Consider the following 21,534-nt stretch of genomic DNA (forward strand, 5'->3'; position numbering starts at 1 on the left):
ACCGGAGTTTCACCTCTACCCGCCACCTCAGCCCTCACGGCACCACCACCGGCGTCACCGCCCGTGACCGTCAGGCCGCTACTGAGAATGGCTCACTGAGCGTCACCCCGTCGGCCGCCGGGGTTCGGATCGTTGGCACCTCACTTCCAATCATCGACAGCGAGGTGCCAACGATGCGGCCCCCCGGGCGGTCAGGACAGGGGGCCGCCGGAGGACTCGCGGGCGACGAGCTCGGGACGCAGGCGCAGGGAGCGCACCGGGGTCCCGGCGGCGCGGGCGAGCAACCGGGCCATCCCCTGGCGGCCCATCTCGACCATCGGCGAGCGCACCGTCGTCAGCGGGACCGGGAGTTCCGCGGCGAGCGAGACGTCGTTGTACCCCACGACCGCGACGTCCTCCCCCACGCGCAACCCGCTCTCCCGCAACGCCCCCATCGTGCCGATGGCGTTGAAGTCGTTGACGGCGAACACCGCCGTGGGTCGGGGCCGGGCCGCCAGCAGCCGCAGCGCCGCGGCGTGCCCGCCCGGGACGTCGTACCGGCAGTTCACGACGAGGTCGTCGGGGACGGGGTGCCCCGCGGCGGCGAACTCCTCGCGGAACCCCTGGGTCCGCTCGACGCCGGTGCTGGAGAACGGCTGACCCGCGACGACGGCGACCCGCCGGTGGCCGAGCTCGAGGAGGTGCCTTGCGGCGAGCCGGCCGCCGGCGAGGTCGTCCGTCGTCACCGACAGGTGCCCGCGGCTGCGCCGCGACACGAGGACGTACGGCAGGCCCCGGGCCGCGATCTCGGGCAGCAGGTCGTCGTCGAGGCGGGCGTCGCCGAACACCAGGCCGTCGACGCGCCGGTCCAGCAGCGCCCCGAGCCGGCGGCGGCGGACCTCGGGGTCGTCGGAGGTGTTCGCCACGAAGGTCTGGTACCCCGCCTCGGCGGCAGCGGCGTCGAGGCCCTCGTAGATCGTGGCCAGGACGATGTCGGTCAGGCGCGGCACGAGGACGCCGATGAGACCGCTGCGCCGGGTCCGGAGCGAGGAGGCCGCGGGATCGGGCCGGTAGCCGAGCTCGGCCGCGGCCGCGCGGACGCGGTCGACGGTCCGCGGCGCGATGCCCGCGCCCCCACCGAGGGCCCGGGACGCCGTCGAGGCGTGCACACCGGCCGCGGCGGCCACGTCGGCCAGGGTCGCCGGACGCCGGCCGCTCGCAGTCACCGCACCTGTGTACCCGATGCCGTGCGCGGCCGACGCCAGGACCCCGCACGTTAAATCGGTGTTGCGGGCCTTGTGGGTTCGAAATCGATTGCGTACGGTTCTCGCAATCGATTTCGACGGACGCAGTCGTCCCGGACGCGGAAGGGTCGGACGTGCCCCTGCAACTCATCGCCACCGGCGGAACCATCTCCAGCACAGGAGGTCTGGGCGCCCTGGAGGCACGCCTCGGCGCGGACGAGCTGCTCGCCACCCTCACCCTGCGGGGGCCGGAGGAGGTCCGCACCCTGGACCTCACGACCGTCGTCAGCTCGGCCCTCACCGGCCGGGACCTGCTGCGCCTGCACCGGGCCGTGCGCGCCGCCCTCGACGAGGGCGTCGACGGCGTGGTCGTCACCCACGGCACCGACGCGATGGAGGAGACGGCGCTCCTGCTCGACCTCCTGCACGACGACGACCGGCCGGTCGTCCTCACCGGCGCACAGCGGGCCGCCGACGCCGTCGCCCCGGACGGCCCCGCCAACCTCGCGGCCGCACTGGACCTCGCCGCCCACCCCGACGCCCGCGGCTGCGGGGTCCTCGTCGCCTTCGACGGCGAGGCCTACGCGGCGCGCGGTGTCCGCAAGGTCCACACCGTCCGGGCCGGCGCCTTCGCCGCCCCCGGGCTCGGGCCCACCCACCGGATCGCGGCGGGTCGCGTCGACCTCCTGCGCCGTCCGGCCCGCCGCCCCGGCTGGTCGCTGCCCACCGGCGTCGTCGACCTGCCCCGCGTCGACGTCGTCGCGACCCACCTCGGCGCGGACGGTGCCCTGCTGAGGGCCGCCCGTGCCGCCGGCGCCCGCGGCCTGGTGGTGGCGGCGATGGGGGCCGGCAACACCCCGCCCGGCGTCACCGCCGCCGTCGAGGAGCTCTGCACCGCAGGCGTTCCCGTCGTCATCACCTCCCGCGTTCCGGAGGGCCCCGTCGCCCCCCTCTACGGCAGCGGCGGCAGCGCCCTGCAGCGCGGCGGCGCCGTCCTCGCCGGCGACCTGTCCCCCTGGCAGGCCCGCACCCTCCTCGCGGTGGCCCTCGCGGCCGACCCCGACGACCCGGTCCGGGCCTGCGCAGCCGCGTTCGCCCGGGCGTGACCAGCACCCACCAGACCCCCTGAACCTCCGAACTCCACCACCCAGGAAGGACCACCCCCATGGCCAAGGAGATCTTCGTCGCCTTCGGGACCGACGTCGACGCCGTCGGCGGCTGGCTCGGCTCGTACGGCGGGGCCGACTCCCCCGACGACATCTCGCGCGGGATCTTCGCCGGCGAGGTCGGCGTGCCCCGGCTGCTGGAACTGTTCCGACGCCACGACCTCACCCAGACGTGGTTCTGGCCCGGGCACTCGGTCGAGACGTTCCCCGAGCAGTTCGACGCGTGCGTCGCCGCGGGCCACGAGATCGGTGTCCACGGGTACAGCCACGAGAACCCCATCGCGATGTCACGCGAGCAGGAGGAGACGGTCCTCGACCACTGCATCGACCTCATCTCCACCCGGACCGGGACCCGCCCCACCGGCTACGTCGCCCCGTGGTGGGAGTTCAGCGGTGTCACGAACGAGATCCTGCTCGACCGCGGCATCCGCTACGACCACTCGCTCATGCACCGCGACTTCACGCCGTACTACGTGCGGGTCGGGGACTCCTGGACGCCCATCGACTACGACGAGCCCGCCTCCGAGTGGATGAAGCCGCTGGTGCGCGGCCGGGAGACGGACCTCGTCGAGATCCCCGCGAACTGGTACCTCGACGACCTGCCGCCCATGATGTTCATCAAGTCGAGCCCGAACAGCCACGGGTTCGTCAACCCCCGCGACATCGAGCAGATGTGGCGCGACCAGTTCGACTGGGTGTACCGCGAGAACGACTACGCCGTTTTCACGATGACGATCCATCCCGACGTCTCGGGCCGCCCCCAGGTCCTCATGGCCCTCGAACGGCTCATCGAGCACATCAGCGGCCACTCCGGCGTCACCTGGACGACGTTCGACGCCATCGCCCAGGACTTCACCGCCCGCTTCCCCCGCACGGACGTGACCGCGTGAGCGCGTCGACCCGGCCCGCGCAGGTCGAACCCTGGAACCGGACGATCACCCCGCGCACGCTGCTGACCGTCTCGATCGTCTGCTTCTTCGCCTGGGTGTTCTCGGTCTACGACTTCACCCTCTTCGGCACGCTGCTGCCCGTCATCGCCGAGGACTTCGGCTGGTCGCCGGCGTACGCCGCCGGCGTCAACACCTGGGTCACCGTCGGGGTGTTCCTCGTCTCGCTCGTCGTCGGTTCCCTGCTGGACCGCTTCGGGCGCAAGCGCGCGCTCATCATCACCGTCATCGGGGCCGCGATCTCGAGCGGTCTGACGGGTCTGGCCGCGGGCGCGGTCTCCCTCGTCCTCATCCGCGCGTTCTCCGGGTTCGGCGCCTCCGAGGAGGTCGTCAACGCGGTCTACCTCAACGAGGTCTACGCCAAGGCCAAGCGCCGCGGGTTCATGTACAGCTTCGTGCAGTCGGGCTGGCCCGTGGGTGCCCTCGTCGCCGCCGGGCTGACCGCGATCATGCTGCCGCACCTGGGCTGGCGCTGGACGTTCGTCGTCGCCATGCTGCCCGCGGTCATCGTCGCGATCGCCGCCACCCGGCTGCCCGAGTCACCCGCCTACGCGGCCCTGAAGGAGGTCCGGCGGTTGCGGGCCGCGGGTGAGGACGCCGCGGCCGGCGAGATCGCCCGGGCGCACGGCCTGTCCGACACCGACCACCGTCCCTCCCGCGTCCGGGACGTGTTCACCCCGGAACTGCGCCGGCACACCATCTGCCTCTCGCTGGCCTGGCTGTTCAACTGGATGGCCATCCAGGTGTTCTCCGTCCTCGGTACGAGCGTCCTCACCGGCGCCAAGGGGTTCAGCTTCGACAACTCCCTCGTCGTCCTCGTCCTGGCGAACGCCGTCGGGTTCTGCGGCTACATCTTCCACGGCTGGGTCGGCGACCGCATCGGTCGCCGCACGACGATCATCGGCGGCTGGACCGTCGGCGCCGTCGTCACCGCGGCCATGCTGCTGGGCCCGGACACCAGTGCCTGGGTGATGGTCACGTACTCGCTGTCGCTGTTCTTCCTCACCGGCCCCTACGCGGCCCTGCTGTTCTACATGGGCGAGTCGTTCCCCGCCCAGGTCCGCGGCATGGGCACCAACGTCGCCCACGTCATGGGTCCCGTCGGCGGGATCGCCGGTTCCGCGCTGCTCACCGTCCTGCTCTCGGCGGGCGCCGGCATGCGGACGGCCGCGCTCGTCACCGGTTCGGTGTTCATGCTGCTGTCCGGGATCGTCATGCTCGGCGCCCGGAACACGGAGAACCGGACCGTGGAGCTCGAGCAGGAGGTCTCCGCGTGAGCGTCCGCGACGACGGGTTGGAGGGGAAGGTCGCCGTCATCACCGGGGGCGCCAGCGGCATCGGCCGCGCCCTCGCCGTGGCCTACGCCCGCGCCGGGGCCCACAGCGTCGCGGGGTACTTCCCCTCGGACCCGCACGACGTGGCCGAGACCGTGGCGGCCGTCGAGGCGGCCGGCGGCCGCTGCCTGCCGGTCCCCGTCGACGTCGCGGACGCCGCCTCGGTCGACGCCCTGGCAGCCGCGGCCGTCGAGGAGTTCGGACGCCTCGACGTCGGCGTCGCCGCGGCGGGGGTCCTGCGCCGGGCTCCCCTCGCCGACCTCGACGACGCCGCGTGGGACGCCGTGCTCACGGTCGACCTCACGGGCGTGCTGCGGACGTTCCGCTCGTGCGCCGGCGCCATGACCGGCGGCGGGGCGCTCGTGGCGGTGTCCTCCATCGCGGGCGGCGTCTACGGCTGGGACGACCACGCCCACTACGCCGCGGCCAAGGCCGGGGTGCTGGGCCTGTGCCGTTCCCTCGCGGTGGAACTCGCCCCGCGGGGCATCCGGGTCAACGCCGTGGTCCCCGGGCTCATCGAGAGCCCGCAGTCGCTGGACCCCGTGAACTCCCTCGGCCCGGACGGCCTCGCGGCGGCCGGAGCGGGCATCCCGCGCGGCCGGGTCGGCACGGTCGACGAGGCCGCCCGCGTCATCCGGTTCCTCACCGGCGACGACGCGGCCTACGTCACGGGGCAGAGCATCGTCGTCGACGGCGGGCTCACCGTCCGCTTCCCGAGCTGAGGAGGAACGTCGTGAAGTTGCAGGGCAGGACCGCGCTGGTCACGGGAGCGGCCAGCGGGATCGGGGCGGCCATCGCCCGCGCCTACGCCGCCGAGGGCGCCGACCTCGTGCTCGTCGACCGCGACGCGGAACGCGTCCAGGGTCTCGCCACCGAGCTCGGGGCGCAGGCCCGCACGGTCGACGTCACGCACGCCGACGCGACGCGGCAGCTCGTCGACGGCGTGGCCGCCGAGCACGGGCGGATCGACGTCCTCGTGAACTGCGCCGGGATCCTCACCGAGGTGCCGCTCGTGGAGATGGACGTCGAGACGTGGGACCGGATGATCGACGTCGACCTGCGCAGCGTGTTCCTCCTGACCCGCTGGGCCGCACCGCACATGGTCCGGCAGGGTTGGGGCCGCGTCGTCAACGTCGCGTCCCAGCTCGGCCTGAAGGGCGGTGAGTCGCTGACGCACTACAGCGCCGCCAAGGCCGGTGTCATCGGGTTCACGAAGGCCGCCGCGCGCGAGCTCGCCCCGCACGGCGTCCTCGTCAACGCGATCGCCCCCGGCCCCGTGAGCACCCCGCTCGTCGACGGGCTGAGCGCGGACTGGAAGCGGGCCAAGCAGGCCGAACTCCCCCTCGGCCGGTTCGGCCTGCCCGAGGAGATCGCGCCGACGGCCGTGCTGCTGGCGAGCGACCCGGGCGGGAACCTCTACGTCGGGCAGACGCTGGGTCCGAACTCCGGCGACGTGATGCCCTGATGTGCGGGGCCTGCGGTACGGGCCGGGTGAGGGGCCCGTGGGAGGACGCCGTCGCCGGTCGCGGACCGCGGGAAGTCGCGGCCCGCGCCCGGGCGCTGCAGGGGCTGCTCGCCGGTCTGCGGTGGCGGGTGGCCCCGTGGGGCGTCTCGGGGTTCACGGTCACCCGCCCCACGGGCGCCTCGTTCGTCGCCCCCGACCTCGACACCGTCACGGCCGCCGCGCTCGCCGCGGGCTGGGAACCCCCGGCGGGTGCGACGACCGACGCCGAGCGACTGGTCCTGCGCTCAGCGAACCGTCACCAGGGCACGACCCCCGCGCGGTCGCGGAACTGACCCGTCGGGCCGTCCTTCCCGATGGAGGCGAGTTCGACGATCGCGTCCGTCCCCTCCGTGATCGTCTGCGGTCCGCTGTGCGCATTGAAGTCGGTCGCCGTGTACCCGGGGTCGACGGCGTTGAACTTCACGTCCGGCAGCGCCTTGGCGAACTGCGTCGTGAGCATCGTCAGGGCCGACTTCGACGACGTGTAGAGCGGGGCCGTCACCTGCGACTCGATCCGCTCCGGGTCGTGGGTGGCGGCGAAGGAGCCGAGCCCGCTCGTCACGTTGACGACGACGGGGTTCGCGGACGTCCGCAGCAGGGGCAGGAACGCGTTCGTCACCCGCAACGGCCCGAACACGTTGGTCTCGTAGACGGCGCGGGCGTCGTCGGCGGTCAGGTCCTGCGCTGGCGTGTGCGGTCCGGAGATCCCGGCGTTGTTGACGAGGACGTCGACGGTGCCCTCGTGCGCGGCGACGTCGGCCACCGCGGCCGCGACGGACGCGTCGTCCGTCACGTCGATCTGGACGAACCGGGCGCCGAGCGCCTCGGCCGCAGCGCGGCCCCGCTCGGGGTCGCGAGCGCCGACGAGGACGGTGTGACCGGCCGCGAGGAGCCGGCGGGCGGTCTCGTAGCCGAGGGACTTGTTCGCCCCGGTGATGAACGTGGTGGTCATGGGGCCACCCTCACCCCGGCGGGGGAACCGTGCCAGGGCGTGCCCGACGGTGGGACGGGCAGTACCAGGCTCAGCCTCGGACGAGGTGCCCGCGCGGGGCACGATGGTCGGGTGGACGACACGGGGGACCTGGGCAGTGCGCTGCGACGGTGGCGCGACCGCCTCTCCCCGCGCGACGTGGGCCTGCCCGTCCGCGCGGGCCGGCGCGCGACGGGGCTGCGCCGCGAGGAACTGGCCGATCTCGCGGGCCTGTCCGTCGACTACGTCGTCCGTCTCGAGCAGGGCCGCGCCGACCACCCCTCCGCCCAGGTCGTCGCGGCGCTCACCCGGGCGCTGCAGCTGTCGACCGACGAACGGGACCACGCGTTCCGCCTCGCCGGGCTGCTGCCGCCCGCGGACGGGACGGTGTCGCGGCACGTGCCGCCCGGGGTCCAACGGATCCTGGCCCGCCTGCAGGAGTTCCCCGTCGGGGTCTTCGACGCGACCTGGTCGCTGCTGCACTGGACGCCGTCGTGGGAGGCGCTCATCGGCGACCCCACGCCCCTCCCACCGGACCAGCGCAACCTCGCGAGGGCCCTGTTCGGCGGGGTGGGACTGGCCCGCCACCCCGTCCGGCACGCCGACCCGGGGATGCCGGCCGCGATCGTCGCGGACCTGCGGACGGCGCTGGCCGACCACCCGCGCGATCGGACCATCGCCGGGCTCGTGGCCGACCTGCGCCGCACGAGCCCGGAGTTCTCCCGGCTGTGGGACACCGGCGCCGTCGGCCGGCACGTCTCGGCCCGCAAGACGGTCGAGCACCCCGACGTGGGTGACGTCACGTGCGACTGCGACGTCCTCACGGTCCCCGGCTCGGACGTCCGGATCGTCGTCTACAGCGCGGCGACGGGGTCGGTGGACGCGGAGAAGCTGGAGTTCCTCCGGGTCACGCGTGGGCAGCGCGCCGCGTCGTCACCCACTCCTGCAGGCGGTCCACCGGCCACGTCGTGACGATCCGGTCGGCGGGCACCTCGCACTCCTCCGCCCGCGCGCACCCGTAGGGCTGCCAGTCCAGCTGCCCGGGTGCGTGCGCGTCGGTCGACAGCGTGAACAGGCACCCCGCCTCGACGGCCTGCCGCAGGAGCGCCCGCGGCGGGTCCAGCCGTTCGGGCCGGGCGTTGATCTCGACGGCGACGTCGAACTCGACGCACGCGGCGAACACCGCGGCGGCGTCGAACTCGCTCGGCGGGCGGCCCTTCTCCCCCACCCGGCCGTGGCCACCCTTGACCATCCGGCCCGTGCAGTGGCCGAGGACGTCCATCCGCCCCGACCGGATCGCGGCGAGCATGCGGCGGGTCATGGCGTCGCCCGGCATCCGCAGTTCGGAGTGCACCGAGGCGACGACGACGTCGAGGCGGGCGAGCAGGTCGGGCGGGCAGTCCAACGTGCCGTCCTTGCCGATGTCGACCTCGATGCCCGACAGCAGCCGGAACGGGGCCAGCGGGGCGGCGAGCGCCGCGATCTGCTCCAGCTGCGCCTCGCGCCGCCCGCGGTCGAGGCCGTTGGCGACCTTCAACCCCTCCGAGTGGTCGGTGACGGCGATGTACTCGTGGCCGAGCTCGGCCGCCGTGAACGCCATCTCCGCGAGCGGGCTCCCGCCGTCGCTGGCGTCGGTGTGGGTGTGCAGGTCGCCCCGCAGCTGCGCCCGCAACTCCTCCCCGCCCTCGACGAGCGGTCCGGCCGCGTCCTCGAGCGTCGCGAGCCGGTCCGGCGTGCGTCCCTGCGCGGCCTGGACGACGATCTCGGCCGACGACTTCCCGATGCCCTTGAGGTCGGTCAGCGTCCCCGCAGCCAGGCGCGCGTCGAACTCGTCGGCGTCGAGGGCGAGCAGGACGGCGGCGGCCTTGCGGAACGCCTCCACCCGGAAACTGCTGGCCTGTTCGCGTTCGAGCAGGAACGCGGTGCGGCGCAACGCCTGCACGGGGTCCACGGCGGTTCCTCCCAGCCTCCGGACACGGTCGGGACCCACTCTGCACCATCGGTCCGTGCCCCGCCTGCGCCGCGGCAGCGGCTCCTCCCCCGGCACCTCCCCGGCGACGACCGGGCGCCGTGACGCAGCACCCTGACGCGTCCCCTATGCTGGACGGGCTCCGGCAGCAGTGCCAGAGCGCCACGCCCCCATCGTTTAGTGGCCTAGGACGCCGCCCTTTCAAGGCGGTAGCACGGGTTCGAATCCCGTTGGGGGTACGAGCGGGTCCCCCGCCCGGGAGGTGGTCACGACCACCGCACGGATCGGGTAAGGTCTTCTCTGCAAGCGCACGACAGCAAGGAAGAGCAAGGCCTCTCTGAGGCCCCGTAGCGCAGTTGGTTAGCGCGCCGCCCTGTCACGGCGGAGGTCGCGGGTTCGAGTCCCGTCGGGGTCGCTCGTCGTGCCGGTTTGTCCGGCCCGGCACGGCCAGGTAGCTCAGTTGGTAGAGCGTCCGACTGAAAATCGGAAGGTCAGCGGTTCGACCCCGCTCCTGGCCACCTGGAAAGAGCCTCCGAAGGACCCCGGTGCACTGCACCGGGGTCCTTCGTCGTTCCCAGGACGGGCGGCTAACCTCCCGGCGTGCCTGCGATCCCGAGCCCCGTCGTCCTCGCCCCCGCCCTCCTGGGCGGGTACGCCCTCGGTCGCTCGACGGGGAACCGCAAGCTCGCCGGCGCCGCGCTGGCCGCCGGGCTCGCCGTCGTCGTCCCGCGCTGGTCCGCCGCCTCCCCCGTGCTCGCGGCCGCGCTGACCGTGGGCACCGTCGGGCTCGTCGGCGTCTCGCACCCCTTGGCCAAGCGCACGGGCCCGTGGCCCGCCGTGCTCACGACGACCGCGGCGGCCGCCGTCCTCGCCGCGGCCGGCGACCGGTTCGCGGCCTCGCGCTGACCCTCACACCTGCCGGGCGGTGAGGTCGCGGACCTCGGCGTAGCGCTCCCGCACCTGCGGCGTCCGGTCGGCCTCGAAGGTCTCGGACGCTCCCAAGGCCCACTCCGGCGGGGCCTGCCCGCCCGCCAGCACCCACGCGGCCTGCCGGGCCGCGCCGTCGGCGACGTACTCCCCCGGGGCGGGCACGACGACCGGGCGACCGAGGACCGCCGGCGCCAGGACCCGCACGGCCTCCGACCGTGCCCCGCCGCCGACGAGGACGACGCGGGAGACCGCGCACCCCTGCGCCTCCAGGGCGTCCAGGCCGTCGGCCAGCCCGCACAGCAGCCCCTCCACCGTCGCCCGCGCGAGGTGGGCGGGCGTGGAGGTCGCCAACGTGAGGCCGTGCAGGGCCCCGGTGGCGTCGGGGCGGACGGGAGTGCGCTCGCCCTCGAGGTACGGCACGAGGACCAGGCCACCGCTGCCGGCGGGCGCGGACAGCGCCAACCGGGACAGCTCGGCGTGGTCGACGCCCAGCATCCGCGCCGCGGCGTCGAGGACCCGGGCCGCGTTGAGCGTGCAGACGAGCGGCAGGTAGCGACCGGTGGCGTCGGCGAAACCCGCGACGAGCCCGCTGGGGTCGTGCGTGGGCACCTCGCTGACGACGCTGACGACCCCCGAGGTGCCGATGGAGACCACGACGTCGCCCACCTGCGCGCCGACGCCGAGCGCGGCGGCCATGTTGTCGCCCGTGCCCGGTCCGAGCTGAGCGCCCCGCGAGAGGGGCGAGGCGCTCGTCCCGGCGACCTCCGCGGGGCCCAGGACGTCCGGCAGCGCCGGGACGGCGTCGAACGCCCGCTCGAGCAGGTCGGTCCGGTAGGTCCCGTCGGCCGGGGACCAGTAGCCGGTCCCGCTGGCGTCGCCGCGGTCGGTCACCAGGCGGGCGTCCCCGCCCCCGGCGAGGCGGTGCGTCAGCCAGTCGTGCGGGAGGCAGACCGCGGCGGTGCGGGCCACGGCGTCGGGTTCGTGCTCGGCGATCCAGCGCAGCTTGGTGATCGTCAGGGACGCGACGAGGACGCTGCCGACCTGCTCGGCCCAGGCGCCGGGACCCCCCAGCTCGGCCGCCAGGGCGTCGGCCGCGGCGGCGGAGCGACCGTCGTTCCACAGCAGCGCGGGCCGGACGACGTCCCCGGCCTCGTCGAGGAGCACGGCCCCGTGCTGCTGGGCGCCGACCGCGAGGGCGTCGACGTCGTCGAGGCCGCCGGCGTCGGCGACCGCCGTCTCCAACGCCCGCCACCAGTGCGCGGGGTCGACCTCGGTGCCGTCGGGGTGCGCGGCCCGGCCGGACCGCAGCAACCGCCCCGTCGCGGCGTCGCGCACGACGACCTTGCACGACTGGGTGGAGGAGTCGATCCCGGCCACCACACCCGCGCCCGATCCCCCGGTCACACCTGCACCTCCGCTGGTCATGCGCCCACCCAACACCATGCCGGGACCCCGCTGGACGGCCGCCGTGGGCCGTCCGGGGTGCCACGTCACGACCGGGATGCCGGAACGTCTTCCGAACATGTACCGTTGGGGGCACGGAGAGATGACAGCTGCTCCGGGGTCAGCACAGACTGCCCCGGCCGACGCGCGAGGGGGTCGACGCCATGGGGCGCGGCCGTCAGAAGGCCAAGCAGACGAAGGTCGCTCGGGAGCTGAAGTACTTCAGTCCCGACACCGACTACAACGCTCTGCAACGTGAGCTTCACGGGCCCGACCCGTACCGCCAGATGGGGCGGCCTGCCGCCCCCGAGGCGCCGGAGTCTGACGTGGACGACGAGGACTCGGACGACAACCCCGAGGACTGGTCGAAGTACACCGCCACGGACGACTACGACGACTGGACGTCCAAGCGCCGGGCTTGACCCGACGCACGAACGGCCAGTCCGCGCAGGAGCCCGCGGCACACCCGCACGAGGCGTGGTGCCCCTCCGAGCCTCACCAGCCCTGGTGAGTCCCCCGGAGGAGTGCCACGCCTCCTGCGATCCCCTTGCCGTTGCTCACGCCGTCCGCCTCGGTCCGTTCCCGGACCTGACCGCACACCCACGCCGGGATGCCGGCCCGCTCGACGGTGTCCACGACGGCCTGCGCCTGCTCCGCCGCCACGACCGCGACCATGCCCACGCCGAGGTTCAGCGTGCGCTCGAGGTCGTCGGTCGGCACCTGACCGAGGTCGCGGACCACGGAGAACACCGCACCCGGCGTCCACGTCGAACGGTCGACCTCCGCCGTCACGTCCGCGGGCAGGCACCGGGCCAGGTTCGCCGCCAGACCGCCGCCGGTGACGTGGCTCATGGCGTGGACCCCACCCGTCGCGAGCGTCGCGAGTGCGGGCCGGGCGTAGATGCGGGTCGGGACGAGCAGCTCCTCGCCGAGGGTGCGGCCGAACTCCTCGACGTGCCGGTCGTAGGCCCAGCCGGCGTCGGCGACGACGCGGCGCACGAGGGAGTAGCCGTTGGAGTGCAGCCCCGAGGACGCCATCGCCACGAGGACGTCGCCCGCACGGACCTTCTCGGGCCCCAGCAGCTCGTCGGCCTCCACGACACCGGTCACCGCGCCGGCGACGTCGTACTCCTCGGCGCCCAGCAGGCCCGGGTGCTCGGCGGTCTCGCCGCCGACGAGGGCGACCCCGGCCTCCTCGCACGCGCGGGCGATGCCCGCGACGATCGCCGCCATCCGCTCGGGCACGACCCGGCCGCAGGCGATGTAGTCCGTCATGAACAGCGGCGTCGCGCCGCAGACGACGATGTCGTCGACGACCATCCCGACGAGGTCGGCGCCGATGGTGTCGTGGACGTCGAGGGCCTGGGCGACCGCGACCTTCGTCCCGACGCCGTCCGTGCTCGTCGCCAGCAGCGGTCGGCGGTAGTCCTTGAGGGCCGACACGTCGTAGAGCCCGGCGAAGCCGCCGAACCCGCCGACGACCTCCGGCCCCTGCGTGCGGGCGACGGACGCCTTCATGAGCTCGACGGCGCGGTCGCCCGCGACGACGTCGACGCCCGCGGAGGCGTAGGTCGTTCCACTCACTGCTGAGCTCCCTCGGGGGTGTCGTGCTGGTGCCGGGTGACGGGGGTGATCGGGATGCGCGGCTTGTCCATCGAGAGCTCGCCGAGACGGTCGAGGTCGTTGAGCGGCACGGGGTACTCCCCCGTGAAGCAGGCCGAGCACAAACGCTCGGCGGGCTGCTCGGTCGCCTCGATCATGCCCTCGGCCGAGATGTAGCCCAGGGAGTCGGCGCCGATGCTCTGGGCGATGTCCTCGACCGAGAGGCCGTTGGCGATGAGCTCGGCGCGGGTGGCGAAGTCGATGCCGTAGAAGCACGGCCACTTCACCGGCGGCGAGGAGATGCGGACGTGGATCTCGGCCGCGCCGGCCTCGCGCAGCATCCGGATGAGGGCGCGCTGGGTGTTGCCGCGCACGATCGAGTCGTCGACGACGACCAGCCGCTTGCCGGCGACGACGTGCTTGAGCGGGTTGAGCTTGAGCCGGATGCCGAGCTGGCGGATCGTCTGGCTCGGCTGGATGAACGTCCGGCCCACGTAGGAGTTCTTGACCATCCCCTGTCCGTAGGGGATGCCGGACTCCTCGGCGTAGCCGATGGCGGCGGGCGTGCCCGACTCCGGGGTGGGGATGACGAGGTCGGCCTCGACGGGGTGCTCGCGGGCCAGGACCCGGCCCATCTCCACCCGCGCCTCCTGGACGACCTTGCCGTTGATGGCGGTGTCCGGACGGGCGAGGTAGACGTACTCGAAGACGCAGCCCTTCGGCTTGGCCTCGGCGAACCGGGTGCTGCGCAACCCGTCCGCGTCGATGGCGAGGAGCTCGCCGGGTTCGACCTCGCGGACGAAGCTGGCCCCGACGATGTCGAGGGCCGGGATCTCCGAGGCCACGACCCAGCCCCGGTCCAGGCGCCCCAGCACGAGCGGCCGGATGCCCTGGGGGTCGCGGGCGGCGTAGAGGGTGTGCTCGTCCATGAACACGAGGGAGAAGGCGCCCTGCACGTGCGGCAGGACCTCGGCCGCCGTCGCCTCGAGCGTGTGGTCGGGGTCGCCCGCGAAGAGGGCCGTGAGGATCGCGGTGTCCGTGGTGTTGCCGCGGGCCAGCTCGCTGGGCGAGGGCCGGCCGGGCAGCACGGGGCGCGCGGAGTTCGGGTAGCGCTCGGCCTGCAGGTCGCGCAGCGCGAAGAGGTTGGTCAGGTTGCCGTTGTGGGCGAGGGCCACCGTCCCGCCGGCGGTGTCGCCGAGCGTGGGCTGGGCGTTCTGCCAGCCGCCGCCACCGGTCGTGGAGTAGCGGGCGTGCCCGACCGCGATGTGCCCCTGCAGGGACTCCAGGGCCGCTTCGTCGAACACCTGGGACACGAGCCCCGTGTCCTTGAACACGAGGATCTGCTCGCCGTTGCTCACGGCGATGCCGGCCGCCTCCTGCCCCCGGTGCTGCAGGGCGTAGAGGCCGTAGAAGGTGAGCTTGGAGACTTCCTCACCCGGCGCCCAGACCCCGAAGACGCCACACGCGTCTTGAGGGCCCTTCTCGCCGGGGAGCAGGTCGTGGTTCAGACGTCCGTCACCGCGGGCCACGCCTCGAGTGTGTCACACCCCGGAGCGCTTGCGGCTCCGCCGACGGGGTTCGGGCCGGGTCCCGGTGCGCCGGTCGGCGAGGACCGCGACGAGGGCGCCGAGCAGGACGAAGACCAGTCCGAGGGAGCAGAACAGGTACCCGAAGAGGGCCTGCTGGGAGTACCCGTCCGAGGGCGGCGTGGTGATCGCGATGGCCCCGGACACGACGAACGCCAGGAGCAGACCGGTCAGCGCGAACGACCGGAACCGGGGGGCCCGACGGCGCGTGACCTGCACGAACGCCGTCCCCTCGCGCTCCTCCTGGAGTTCGGGAGCCTCGGAGGTCGGGTCCTGCGCGGGTTCGCTCACGGGGAGAACGCTACGGGCTCAGGCCGTTCCCGGCGGCACGAGGGGCAGCAGCTCCCCCAGGTCCGTGCGCTGGCCGCTGGCCTGCACCCGGCCGGCCGCGCGGGCCGCCTCGAAGGTCACGGTCCCGGTGGCCAGCCCGATCCACGTGGGCCCGTCCATCTCGACGACGGCGGGCGGGGTGCCGCGGGTGTGCCGGGGGCCCTCGATGACCTGCACGGCGGCGAACGGGGGCACCCGGACCTCGACGCTGCCGCCGGGGTAGCGGGCCGCGAGCTCCTCCAGGCAGTACCGGACGGCCGTGGCCAGGACGGGGCGCGCGGGCGTCCCGCCCTCGGCCAGGACGCCGCTCACCTCCCGGACGGCGCTCAGGCCCGCGGTGGGATCGGTGCGTCGACGCGGTGGCACCGGGTCATGCTCGCACCTGGTGCTCGCCGTGCCCGCTCCCCACCGGCCCCGTGGCCCGCAGCGCGACGGCCACCGTGGCGAGCAGCAGCAGCACGACACCGGCCAGGACGGGCACCGAGACGGTGAACGCGACCCCGGCGGTCGAGCTGACCCCGACGGCGAGCGCCGGGACGGCCATCCCGAGGTAGCCGGCGAGGAACACCCCGGCCGTGGCCTCCCCGCGGGACCCGGCCGGGGCCAGCCCGACGGCCGTCGCGAGCGCGCCCTTGAGGAGTGCGCCGACACCGGCGCCGGCCACGACACCGCCGCCGACGAAGAGCGCGACGGAGGCGGCCAGGACCCCGGTGCCCAGCACGACGACGCCGACCGACGTCAGGACGAGCCCGAGCCGGACGAGGTGGTCGGGGTGCAGCCGGGTCAGCAGGACCTGGCTGGCCGCGGCGGCCGCGAAGACGGCGAACGCCGTGGAGCCGCCGGGGACGGGACCGGCGTGCCCGAGGGAGGACAGGACGGAGGGGGCCAGGGAGCTGAACAGGCCGAGCACGGCGAAGAGCGCGAAGGAGGCGAGGGCGGCGGCGAGGTAGCGGCCGCGGGCCGCGGCCGGGACGGCCACGCGCTGCACGCGGTAGGGCCGGTGCTCGGCGCGGACGTCGTCGGCCACGGTCTCGGGGACGGCCCGCACGGCGAGCACCAGGACGAGGAGCAGGCCGAGGAAGAGCAGGTGCGGGACGCGCAGCGGGTCGCCGAGGTGGCCGACGAGGAACCCCGCGAGCAGGGAGCCGAGGCCGAGGCCGCCGAGGTTCGCGGCGGTCGCGACGACGGCGGCGGTCCCGGGCCGGCTGGAGGTGGTCCGGCCGTGCAGCTCGGCCAGCCAGGCGGTCGCGGTCGGCGTGATCGCCCCGACGGCCAGCCCCGTGAGGACACGGGCCACGACGAGGACCACGACGTCGGGGGTCAGGACGAGGAGGAGGGCGGCGAGGGCCTCGAGCGCGAGGGCGGGGACGAGGACACGGCGCCGTCCGAGGTGGTCGGACAGGTGCCCCACGGTGAAGAGGCTGATCGCGACACCGGCCGCGTAGACCGCGAAGGCGACCGTCACGACGACGGTGGGCAGTCCGTCGCGGGCGCGGTAGAGCGCCCACAGCGGGGTGGGCACGGTCGCGAACGCCATCGCCGTGGCGAAGGCCGCCGCGACGACGGCGAACCCCACGCGGTGACGCCGCGGCGAGGGGCCGGCGAGGCTGTGGCGGGGACCCGTCGGGGTGGTCGTGGTGCTCGGGGTGGTCACGGCGGCTGCAACGCCCGGCGGTCCCGGCCCTTCCGTTCCATCGGTGGGCGGTGGGACCATCCATCGGCGGAACCGATGGGAGGACCGTGGACCTGGCGCAGCTCGAGACGTTCCTCGCCGTCGTCGAGACGGGCACGATCAGCGCGGCCGCCCGCCGGCTGGGGTCGGCGCAGTCGACCGTCAGCACGGTCGTGCGCGGGCTGGAGGACGACCTCGGGGTCGCGCTCTTCACGCGCACCTCGCGCCGCGCCGTCCTCACCGACGCCGGCCGTGCGCTGCTGCCGGAGGCGCGGCGGCTGCTGGCGGGCGCCGAACAGGCCCGGGCTGCCGTGCGGGAGGCCGACGCCGGTCCGTCCGGACCGCTGGCCGTGGGGGTCGTCACGACGATGCACCCCGTGGACCTGCCGTCGCTGCTGAGCACCTTCACGACGGCCCACCCCCGCGTGTCGGTGTCCCTGCGGGTGGTCGCCGACGGTTCCCGGGGGCTGCTGCGCGCCCTCGTCGAGGGCGAGCTCGACGTGGCGTTCCTGTCGTGGCCGTTCCGGCCACCCGGGACGGTCGAGCTGCGCCCGCTGCTGCGGACCCCGTTCCGGCTGCTCGTGCCGGCGGCGCACCCCACCACCGGACCCGTCGCCCTGGCCGACCTCGCCGGTGAGCGCTGGGTCGACGGACCGCCGGGCTTCGGCAACCGGCTGCTCGTGGACGCGGCCTTCGACCGCGTGGGGGCCCGGCGGACGGTCGCGGTGGAGGTGCCGGACGTCTCGACCTACGGCGCGTACGTCGCGGCGGGCCTCGGGATGGCGTTCGTGCCCGGGACCGTGCCCGTGCCGCCGGGCGTGCGGGAGCTGCCCCTGCAGGAACCTCCGCCGCCCTGGACCCTTTCGCTCGCGACGCGGCGCGCCACCCCGGACCGGCCGGTGCGGCGCGCCGTCGACGCCTTCGTCGAGGAGGTGCGGCTCAGCACTCGGGGACGTTGACCCCGACGGTGACGGCGGGCGCCCCCCGCCCCACGACGGTCAGCGCGAGACCGCCCAGCGACGTCTCCTTGTACTCCGAGCGCATGTGCGCGCCCGTCTGGCGCATGGTGGCGATGGCCGTGTCGAGGCTGACGACGTGCTCGCCGTCGCCGCGCAGGGCGGTGCGGGCCGCGTGGATCGCGGTCGTCGCCCCGACGGCGTTGCGCTCGATGCAGGGGATCTGCACGAGCCCGCCGACGGGGTCGCACGTGAGGCCGAGGTGGTGCTCGACGGCGATCTCGGCGGCGTTCTCGACCTGCTCGGGCGTCGCGCCGAGGACGGCGGCGAGCCCGGCCGCGGCCATGGCGCTGGCCGACCCGACCTCCCCCTGGCAGCCGACCTCGGCCCCCGAGATCGACCCGGTCTCCTTCAGCACGATGCCGATGCCGCCGGCCGCGAGCAGGAACCGGACGGTCCCGGCGTCGTCGGCCCCGGGCACGAAGCGGCGGTAGAAGTGCAGGACGGCCGGGACGATCCCCGCCGCACCGTTGGTGGGTGCCGTCACGACGCGGCCGCCGGCGGCGTTCTCCTCGTTGACGGCGAGGGCGAACAGGCTCACCCAGTCCATCGCGTGCAGGGCGTCCTGCGCGGAGTTCCCCTCCTCGGCCAGGAGCTGGGCGTGCAGGCGCGGCGCACGGCGACGGACGCCGAGCCCGCCGGGCAGGACGCCGTCGGTGACGAGGCCGTGGTCGACGCACGCCGCCATCGCCGCGAAGATCGTCAGCAGCCCGGCGTCGACCTCGGCGCCCGGGCGCAGGCTCTCCTCGTTGCGGCGCACCAGGTCCGCAACACCCAGCCCGGTGCTGCGGCAGTGCTCGAGGAGTTCGGCGCCGGTGCAGAACGGGTGCGGAAGCCCCTCCCCCGTCCCCACCACGGGGGCGTCGGGTTCCAGGGGGTGGTCCCGGACGAAACCCCCGCCGACGGAGTACGACGTGCGCTCGGCGACGACGTCACCGTCGGCGTCCCGGGCGGTGAACACCATGCCGTTGGGGTGGGCCGGCAGTGAGCGCACGACGAGGCGGACGTCGGCGTCGAGGTCGAAGGGGACCTCGTGCCGGCCCAGCAGCGGCAGCGTCCCGGCGGCCCGCACGGAGGCCAGTCGCCCCTCGACGGCGTCCGGGTCGACGAGCTCGGGCCGTTCCCCCAGCAGGCCCAGCACGACGGCGCGGTCGCTGCCGTGCCCGCGACCCGTCGCACCCAGCGACCCGTGCAGGTCGACCGTCACCGACGCGACGCGGGGCAGCACCCCGGTGGCCTCGAGGTGCTCGGCGAACGCGAGCGCCGCCCGCATGGGGCCGACGGTGTGCGAGCTCGACGGGCCGATGCCGATCGAGAACATGTCGAAGACCGACAGCGGGGTGCTCACGGGTCAGCGCTCCCGGCGGTAGAAGGGCAGGGTGACGACCTCGACGGGCAGCTCCGTGCCCCGCACGTCGACGCCGAGGCGGGTGCCGGGTTCGGCCAGCGCGGCGTCGACGTGGGCCATCGCGACGGGGTGGCCCAGGGTCGGGGACAGCGCCCCGCTGGTGACCTCCCCGACCGGCTGACCGCCCGCGACGACCGCGTACCCCGCGCGGGGGGCGCGACGGCCCTCTCCGCGCAGGCCGACGAGGACGCGGGCGGGCGGCTGCGCGGCGAGGCGCTGCAGGGCCTCCAGGCCGACCGTGCCGGGCTCCTTGTCGAGCACGACGACCCGGCCGAGACCGGCGGCGAAGGGGTCGACGTCCCGGCTCAGCTCGTGCCCGTACAGGGGCATCCCCGCTTCGAGCCGCAGGGTGTCGCGGCAGGCCAGGCCGGCCGGGACCCCGCCGTGCGCGCGCGTGGCGTCGAGCAGGGCGTCCCACACCTCGCGGGTCCGCTCGACGGGCACGAACACCTCGAACCCGTCCTCGCCCGTGTACCCGGTGCGGGCCAGCAGGACCTCGACCCCGGCGAGCACGGCGGTCACCGACCGGTAGTAGCGCAACGTCGCGAGGTCCACCCCGGACGCGGGGTCGAGCAGGGGGGTCACGATCGCGACGGACGCCGGCCCCTGGACGGCGACCAGGCCCCAGCGAGCGGTCTCGTCGGCGACGACGGCGTCGAAGGGGCGCGCGCGGTCGGCCAGGGCCACGACCACGGGTTCGACGTTCGCGGCGTTGGCGACGACGAGGAACTCCTCCTCGCCGAGCCGGTAGGTGACGAGGTCGTCGACGATGCCGCCGTCGTGGTCGACGACCATCCCGTAGGCGGCGCGACCGACGGCCATCGTCGAGGGGCGGCCCACGAGGGCGGCGTCGAGGGCCCGACCGGCCTCGGGGCCGCTGACGCGGACCTCCCCCATGTGCGAGAGGTCGAAGAGCCCCGCGGTGGACCGGACGGCGGCGTGCTCGGCGAGGTCGGAGGCGTAGCGCACCGGCATGGACCAGCCGGCGAAGTCGGTGAAGGAGGCGCCGAGGTCGGCGTGGGCCGCCGCCAGGGGGGTCTCGGCGGGCGCGGGGCTGGTGGTGCTCACGGGGCTCCTCTCGTCACGGCCGCACGGAGCGGCCGAGCTGACCCCCTCTGTCGTGGGACCTGAGAGCTTCGCCGGTGCACCGCACTGCGCGGCAACGGCTTTCCCCGTCGGTGAGGACCGTGCGGTCCTGCTTTCCAGAGCGGCCTGCCCGTGGCGGTACGTGGACCTGAGAGGTTCCGGGGTGGTTGCTCCTTCGGTGCCCGCCGCGGACGACGGGGCTCTCCCGCCGGGGCGGAGCGGCCGAGTGTTCAGTTGTCCCGGACAGCGTGGCACACCCGGCACCCCGACGGCTGTTGCGGCACCGGGTACCGGCCCAACGGGCGGTCCGGGGCGTCCGTCCGGCGCGAACCCGTCACCCGGGGGTGAGCACCGTGACCCCCGCCTCCGCGAGGGCCCCCGCCAGCGGGGGACCCGGCGGCGTGTCGGTGATGAGGTAGTCGGCCGCGGCCAGGTCCCCGACCTGCGCGAAGAGCCGCCGCTCGAACTTCGTGGCGTCGGCGACCACGGCCACCGTGGCGGAGTGGTCCATCATCGCCCGCATCATCCCGGCGTCGGCGAGGTTGCTCGTCCAGTAGCCGCCGTCCGCGGTGACGGAGCCGACGCCCACGAAGGTCAGGTCCGCCTGGACGCGCAGGTCCGGACCCGGCCCACCGACGGGCAGGACCACCGGGCCGACGGTCTCCTGGGCCGTGAAGCGGACCGCCCCGCCGAACACGTAGAGGTCCCGGACCACGTCCGGTGACAGGACCGCGGGCAGGCGCAGGCTGTTCGTGGCGATGGTGAGCTGGCGCTTGTCGCGCAGGTGGCGGGCGATGGCCAGGGTCGTGGTGCCCGCGTTCATCATGAGGACCATGCCGTCGGTCACCAGGCTCGCGGCGACCGCTCCGATCGCGTCCTTGGCGTCCGCCTGCATGCGCATCCGGGTGTCCAGCTCGAACTCCGGCCGCGGGGCTGCGCTGACCCCGACGGCTCCCCCGTGGGTGCGGATGAGGTGCCCCTCGGCGTCGAGGGCGTCGAGGTCCCGGCGGATCGTGTCGACCGAGACGTTGAAGCGGTCGGCGAGCGCGGCGACCGAGGCCTCCCCGACGTCGGCGACGTAGGCGGCGAGCTCGGCCTTGCGGCCCGCGGGCAGTTGGCGCCGCGTGGCCTCGTCGCTGGGTCCCGTCGACATGCCGCAGTTCTAGCACGACGGCACGAAGTTGCAGGCCGATACCGCACGTTCCCGCACAAGCGGGCACGGCCGCATCGCCGCAGCTCAGAGCCCCTCTGAGGAAACCGCTGGCCACCCAGGCCCAACGCAGGGTTCCCGAGGGCCTTGACGGACCGCAGCGAGCCGCTCTACCGTCCCAACAACCAGCAGAGAACG

Annotated in this window: 22 protein-coding genes, 3 tRNA genes and 1 riboswitch; of the genes, 13 read left to right on the forward strand and 12 right to left on the reverse strand. The window is 74.5% G+C overall.

The annotated features are described in order from the left end of the window. Positions 1-191: 191 nt before the first annotated feature. Positions 192-1,205, reverse strand: coding sequence for a LacI family DNA-binding transcriptional regulator (locus AB0637_RS21940; RefSeq protein ID WP_366174823.1), 1,014 nt, complete (start codon positions 1,203-1,205; stop codon positions 192-194). Between the two features lie 152 nt (positions 1,206-1,357). On the opposite strand from AB0637_RS21940, the gene AB0637_RS21945 reads away from it, so the two are divergent. Genes AB0637_RS21945 through AB0637_RS21970 form a run of 6 tightly spaced genes read left to right on the forward strand, consistent with a single transcriptional unit; the run spans position 1,358 to position 6,467 of the window. Further along, positions 1,358-2,329, forward strand: coding sequence for an asparaginase (locus AB0637_RS21945; protein WP_366174824.1), 972 nt, complete (start codon positions 1,358-1,360; stop codon positions 2,327-2,329). A gap of 59 nt (positions 2,330-2,388) precedes the next feature. After that, positions 2,389-3,279: a polysaccharide deacetylase gene (locus AB0637_RS21950; RefSeq protein WP_366174825.1), complete on the forward strand. Its 891-nt coding sequence runs from the start codon at positions 2,389-2,391 to the stop codon at positions 3,277-3,279. Further along, positions 3,276-4,613, forward strand: coding sequence for an MFS transporter (locus tag AB0637_RS21955; protein ID WP_366174826.1), 1,338 nt, complete (start codon positions 3,276-3,278; stop codon positions 4,611-4,613). Before AB0637_RS21950 ends, AB0637_RS21955 begins: the two co-directional genes overlap by 4 nt. 17 nt (positions 4,614-4,630) lie before the next feature. Beyond that, positions 4,631-5,392 carry an SDR family oxidoreductase gene (locus AB0637_RS21960; protein WP_366174856.1) on the forward strand — a complete coding sequence of 254 codons (762 nt, stop codon included), beginning with the start codon at positions 4,631-4,633 and terminating at the stop codon, positions 5,390-5,392. A gap of 11 nt (positions 5,393-5,403) precedes the next feature. Further along, positions 5,404-6,135, forward strand: a complete 732-nt coding sequence (locus AB0637_RS21965) for an SDR family oxidoreductase (protein WP_366174827.1) — start codon at positions 5,404-5,406, stop codon at positions 6,133-6,135. Positions 6,136-6,161: 26 nt separating this feature from the next. Beyond that, positions 6,162-6,467: a hypothetical protein gene (locus AB0637_RS21970; RefSeq protein WP_366174828.1), complete on the forward strand. Its 306-nt coding sequence runs from the start codon at positions 6,162-6,164 to the stop codon at positions 6,465-6,467. On the opposite strand, the gene AB0637_RS21975 is transcribed toward AB0637_RS21970, so the two are convergent. Next, positions 6,431-7,126, reverse strand: a complete 696-nt coding sequence (locus AB0637_RS21975) for an SDR family NAD(P)-dependent oxidoreductase (protein ID WP_366174829.1) — start codon at positions 7,124-7,126, stop codon at positions 6,431-6,433. The two genes, AB0637_RS21970 and AB0637_RS21975, sit on opposite strands and share 37 nt — an antisense overlap. A 111-nt stretch (positions 7,127-7,237) precedes the next feature. Here AB0637_RS21975 and AB0637_RS21980 point away from each other — a divergent pair, with 111 nt between their 5' ends. Then, positions 7,238-8,116 carry a helix-turn-helix transcriptional regulator gene (locus AB0637_RS21980; RefSeq protein ID WP_366174830.1) on the forward strand — a complete coding sequence of 293 codons (879 nt, stop codon included), beginning with the start codon at positions 7,238-7,240 and terminating at the stop codon, positions 8,114-8,116. Here the strand turns inward: AB0637_RS21980 and AB0637_RS21985 are convergent. Then, a complete protein-coding gene (locus AB0637_RS21985; protein WP_366174831.1) occupies positions 8,052-9,095 on the reverse strand; it encodes a PHP domain-containing protein in 1,044 nt (347 codons plus the stop codon). The genes AB0637_RS21980 and AB0637_RS21985 overlap by 65 nt on opposite strands. Positions 9,096-9,279: 184 nt before the next feature. On the opposite strand from AB0637_RS21985, the gene AB0637_RS21990 reads away from it, so the two are divergent. From AB0637_RS21990 to AB0637_RS22005, 4 genes are all read left to right on the forward strand, one after another. Then, positions 9,280-9,352 (forward strand) — tRNA-Glu (locus tag AB0637_RS21990). Positions 9,353-9,454: 102 nt separating this feature from the next. Beyond that, a tRNA-Asp gene (locus tag AB0637_RS21995) sits at positions 9,455-9,528 on the forward strand. Positions 9,529-9,558: 30 nt separating this feature from the next. Continuing rightward, positions 9,559-9,631 (forward strand) — tRNA-Phe (locus AB0637_RS22000). An 82-nt stretch (positions 9,632-9,713) separates the two neighbouring features. Next, on the forward strand, positions 9,714-10,019 hold the full coding sequence (locus AB0637_RS22005) for a hypothetical protein (RefSeq protein WP_366174832.1): 306 nt from the start codon (positions 9,714-9,716) through the stop codon (positions 10,017-10,019). A 3-nt stretch (positions 10,020-10,022) separates the two neighbouring features. Here the strand turns inward: AB0637_RS22005 and xylB are convergent, their stop codons facing one another. Further along, positions 10,023-11,447 carry a xylulokinase gene (gene xylB / locus AB0637_RS22010; RefSeq protein ID WP_366174833.1) on the reverse strand — a complete coding sequence of 475 codons (1,425 nt, stop codon included), beginning with the start codon at positions 11,445-11,447 and terminating at the stop codon, positions 10,023-10,025. 203 nt (positions 11,448-11,650) lie between these two features. Here xylB and AB0637_RS22015 point away from each other — a divergent pair, with 203 nt between their 5' ends. Continuing rightward, a complete protein-coding gene (locus AB0637_RS22015; protein WP_366174834.1) occupies positions 11,651-11,908 on the forward strand; it encodes a DUF3073 domain-containing protein in 258 nt (85 codons plus the stop codon). A gap of 73 nt (positions 11,909-11,981) precedes the next feature. Here the strand turns inward: AB0637_RS22015 and purM are convergent, their stop codons facing one another. Genes purM through AB0637_RS22040 form a run of 5 tightly spaced genes read right to left on the reverse strand, consistent with a single transcriptional unit; the run spans position 11,982 to position 16,658 of the window. Next, the gene (purM, locus tag AB0637_RS22020) at positions 11,982-13,070 is read right to left on the reverse strand and encodes a phosphoribosylformylglycinamidine cyclo-ligase (protein ID WP_366174835.1); all 1,089 of its coding nucleotides are present in this window, start codon (positions 13,068-13,070) and stop codon (positions 11,982-11,984) included. Then, complete coding sequence (purF, locus tag AB0637_RS22025; RefSeq protein WP_366174836.1) at positions 13,067-14,617, reverse strand: amidophosphoribosyltransferase; 1,551 nt, start codon at positions 14,615-14,617, stop codon at positions 13,067-13,069. The genes purM and purF overlap by 4 nt, the downstream gene beginning before the upstream one ends. 12 nt (positions 14,618-14,629) lie before the next feature. Beyond that, positions 14,630-14,965: a hypothetical protein gene (locus AB0637_RS22030; protein ID WP_366174837.1), complete on the reverse strand. Its 336-nt coding sequence runs from the start codon at positions 14,963-14,965 to the stop codon at positions 14,630-14,632. Positions 14,966-14,983: 18 nt separating this feature from the next. Beyond that, on the reverse strand, positions 14,984-15,370 hold the full coding sequence (locus AB0637_RS22035; protein ID WP_366174838.1) for a sterol carrier family protein: 387 nt from the start codon (positions 15,368-15,370) through the stop codon (positions 14,984-14,986). Positions 15,371-15,374: 4 nt separating this feature from the next. Beyond that, positions 15,375-16,658 (reverse strand): MFS transporter, encoded by a 1,284-nt coding sequence (locus AB0637_RS22040; protein ID WP_366174839.1) that lies wholly within the window; start codon positions 16,656-16,658, stop codon positions 15,375-15,377. Between the two features lie 86 nt (positions 16,659-16,744). On the opposite strand from AB0637_RS22040, the gene AB0637_RS22045 reads away from it, so the two are divergent. Beyond that, positions 16,745-17,635 carry a LysR family transcriptional regulator gene (locus AB0637_RS22045; protein WP_366174840.1) on the forward strand — a complete coding sequence of 297 codons (891 nt, stop codon included), beginning with the start codon at positions 16,745-16,747 and terminating at the stop codon, positions 17,633-17,635. Here the strand turns inward: AB0637_RS22045 and AB0637_RS22050 are convergent. From AB0637_RS22050 to AB0637_RS22060, 3 genes are all read right to left on the reverse strand, one after another. Then, complete coding sequence (locus tag AB0637_RS22050) at positions 17,616-19,013, reverse strand: L-serine ammonia-lyase (RefSeq protein WP_366174857.1); 1,398 nt, start codon at positions 19,011-19,013, stop codon at positions 17,616-17,618. The two genes, AB0637_RS22045 and AB0637_RS22050, sit on opposite strands and share 20 nt — an antisense overlap. 30 nt (positions 19,014-19,043) lie before the next feature. Further along, on the reverse strand, positions 19,044-20,168 hold the full coding sequence (gcvT, locus tag AB0637_RS22055) for a glycine cleavage system aminomethyltransferase GcvT (protein ID WP_366174841.1): 1,125 nt from the start codon (positions 20,166-20,168) through the stop codon (positions 19,044-19,046). A 37-nt stretch (positions 20,169-20,205) separates the two neighbouring features. Then, a riboswitch (glycine riboswitch) is annotated at positions 20,206-20,316 on the reverse strand. A 204-nt stretch (positions 20,317-20,520) separates the two neighbouring features. Then, on the reverse strand, positions 20,521-21,339 hold the full coding sequence (locus tag AB0637_RS22060; protein WP_366174842.1) for a DeoR/GlpR family DNA-binding transcription regulator: 819 nt from the start codon (positions 21,337-21,339) through the stop codon (positions 20,521-20,523). Positions 21,340-21,534: the final 195 nt, after the last annotated feature.

This window comes from Kineococcus sp. NPDC059986 (assembly GCF_040702905.1).
Classification (GTDB): Bacteria; Actinomycetota; Actinomycetes; order Actinomycetales; family Kineococcaceae; genus Kineococcus.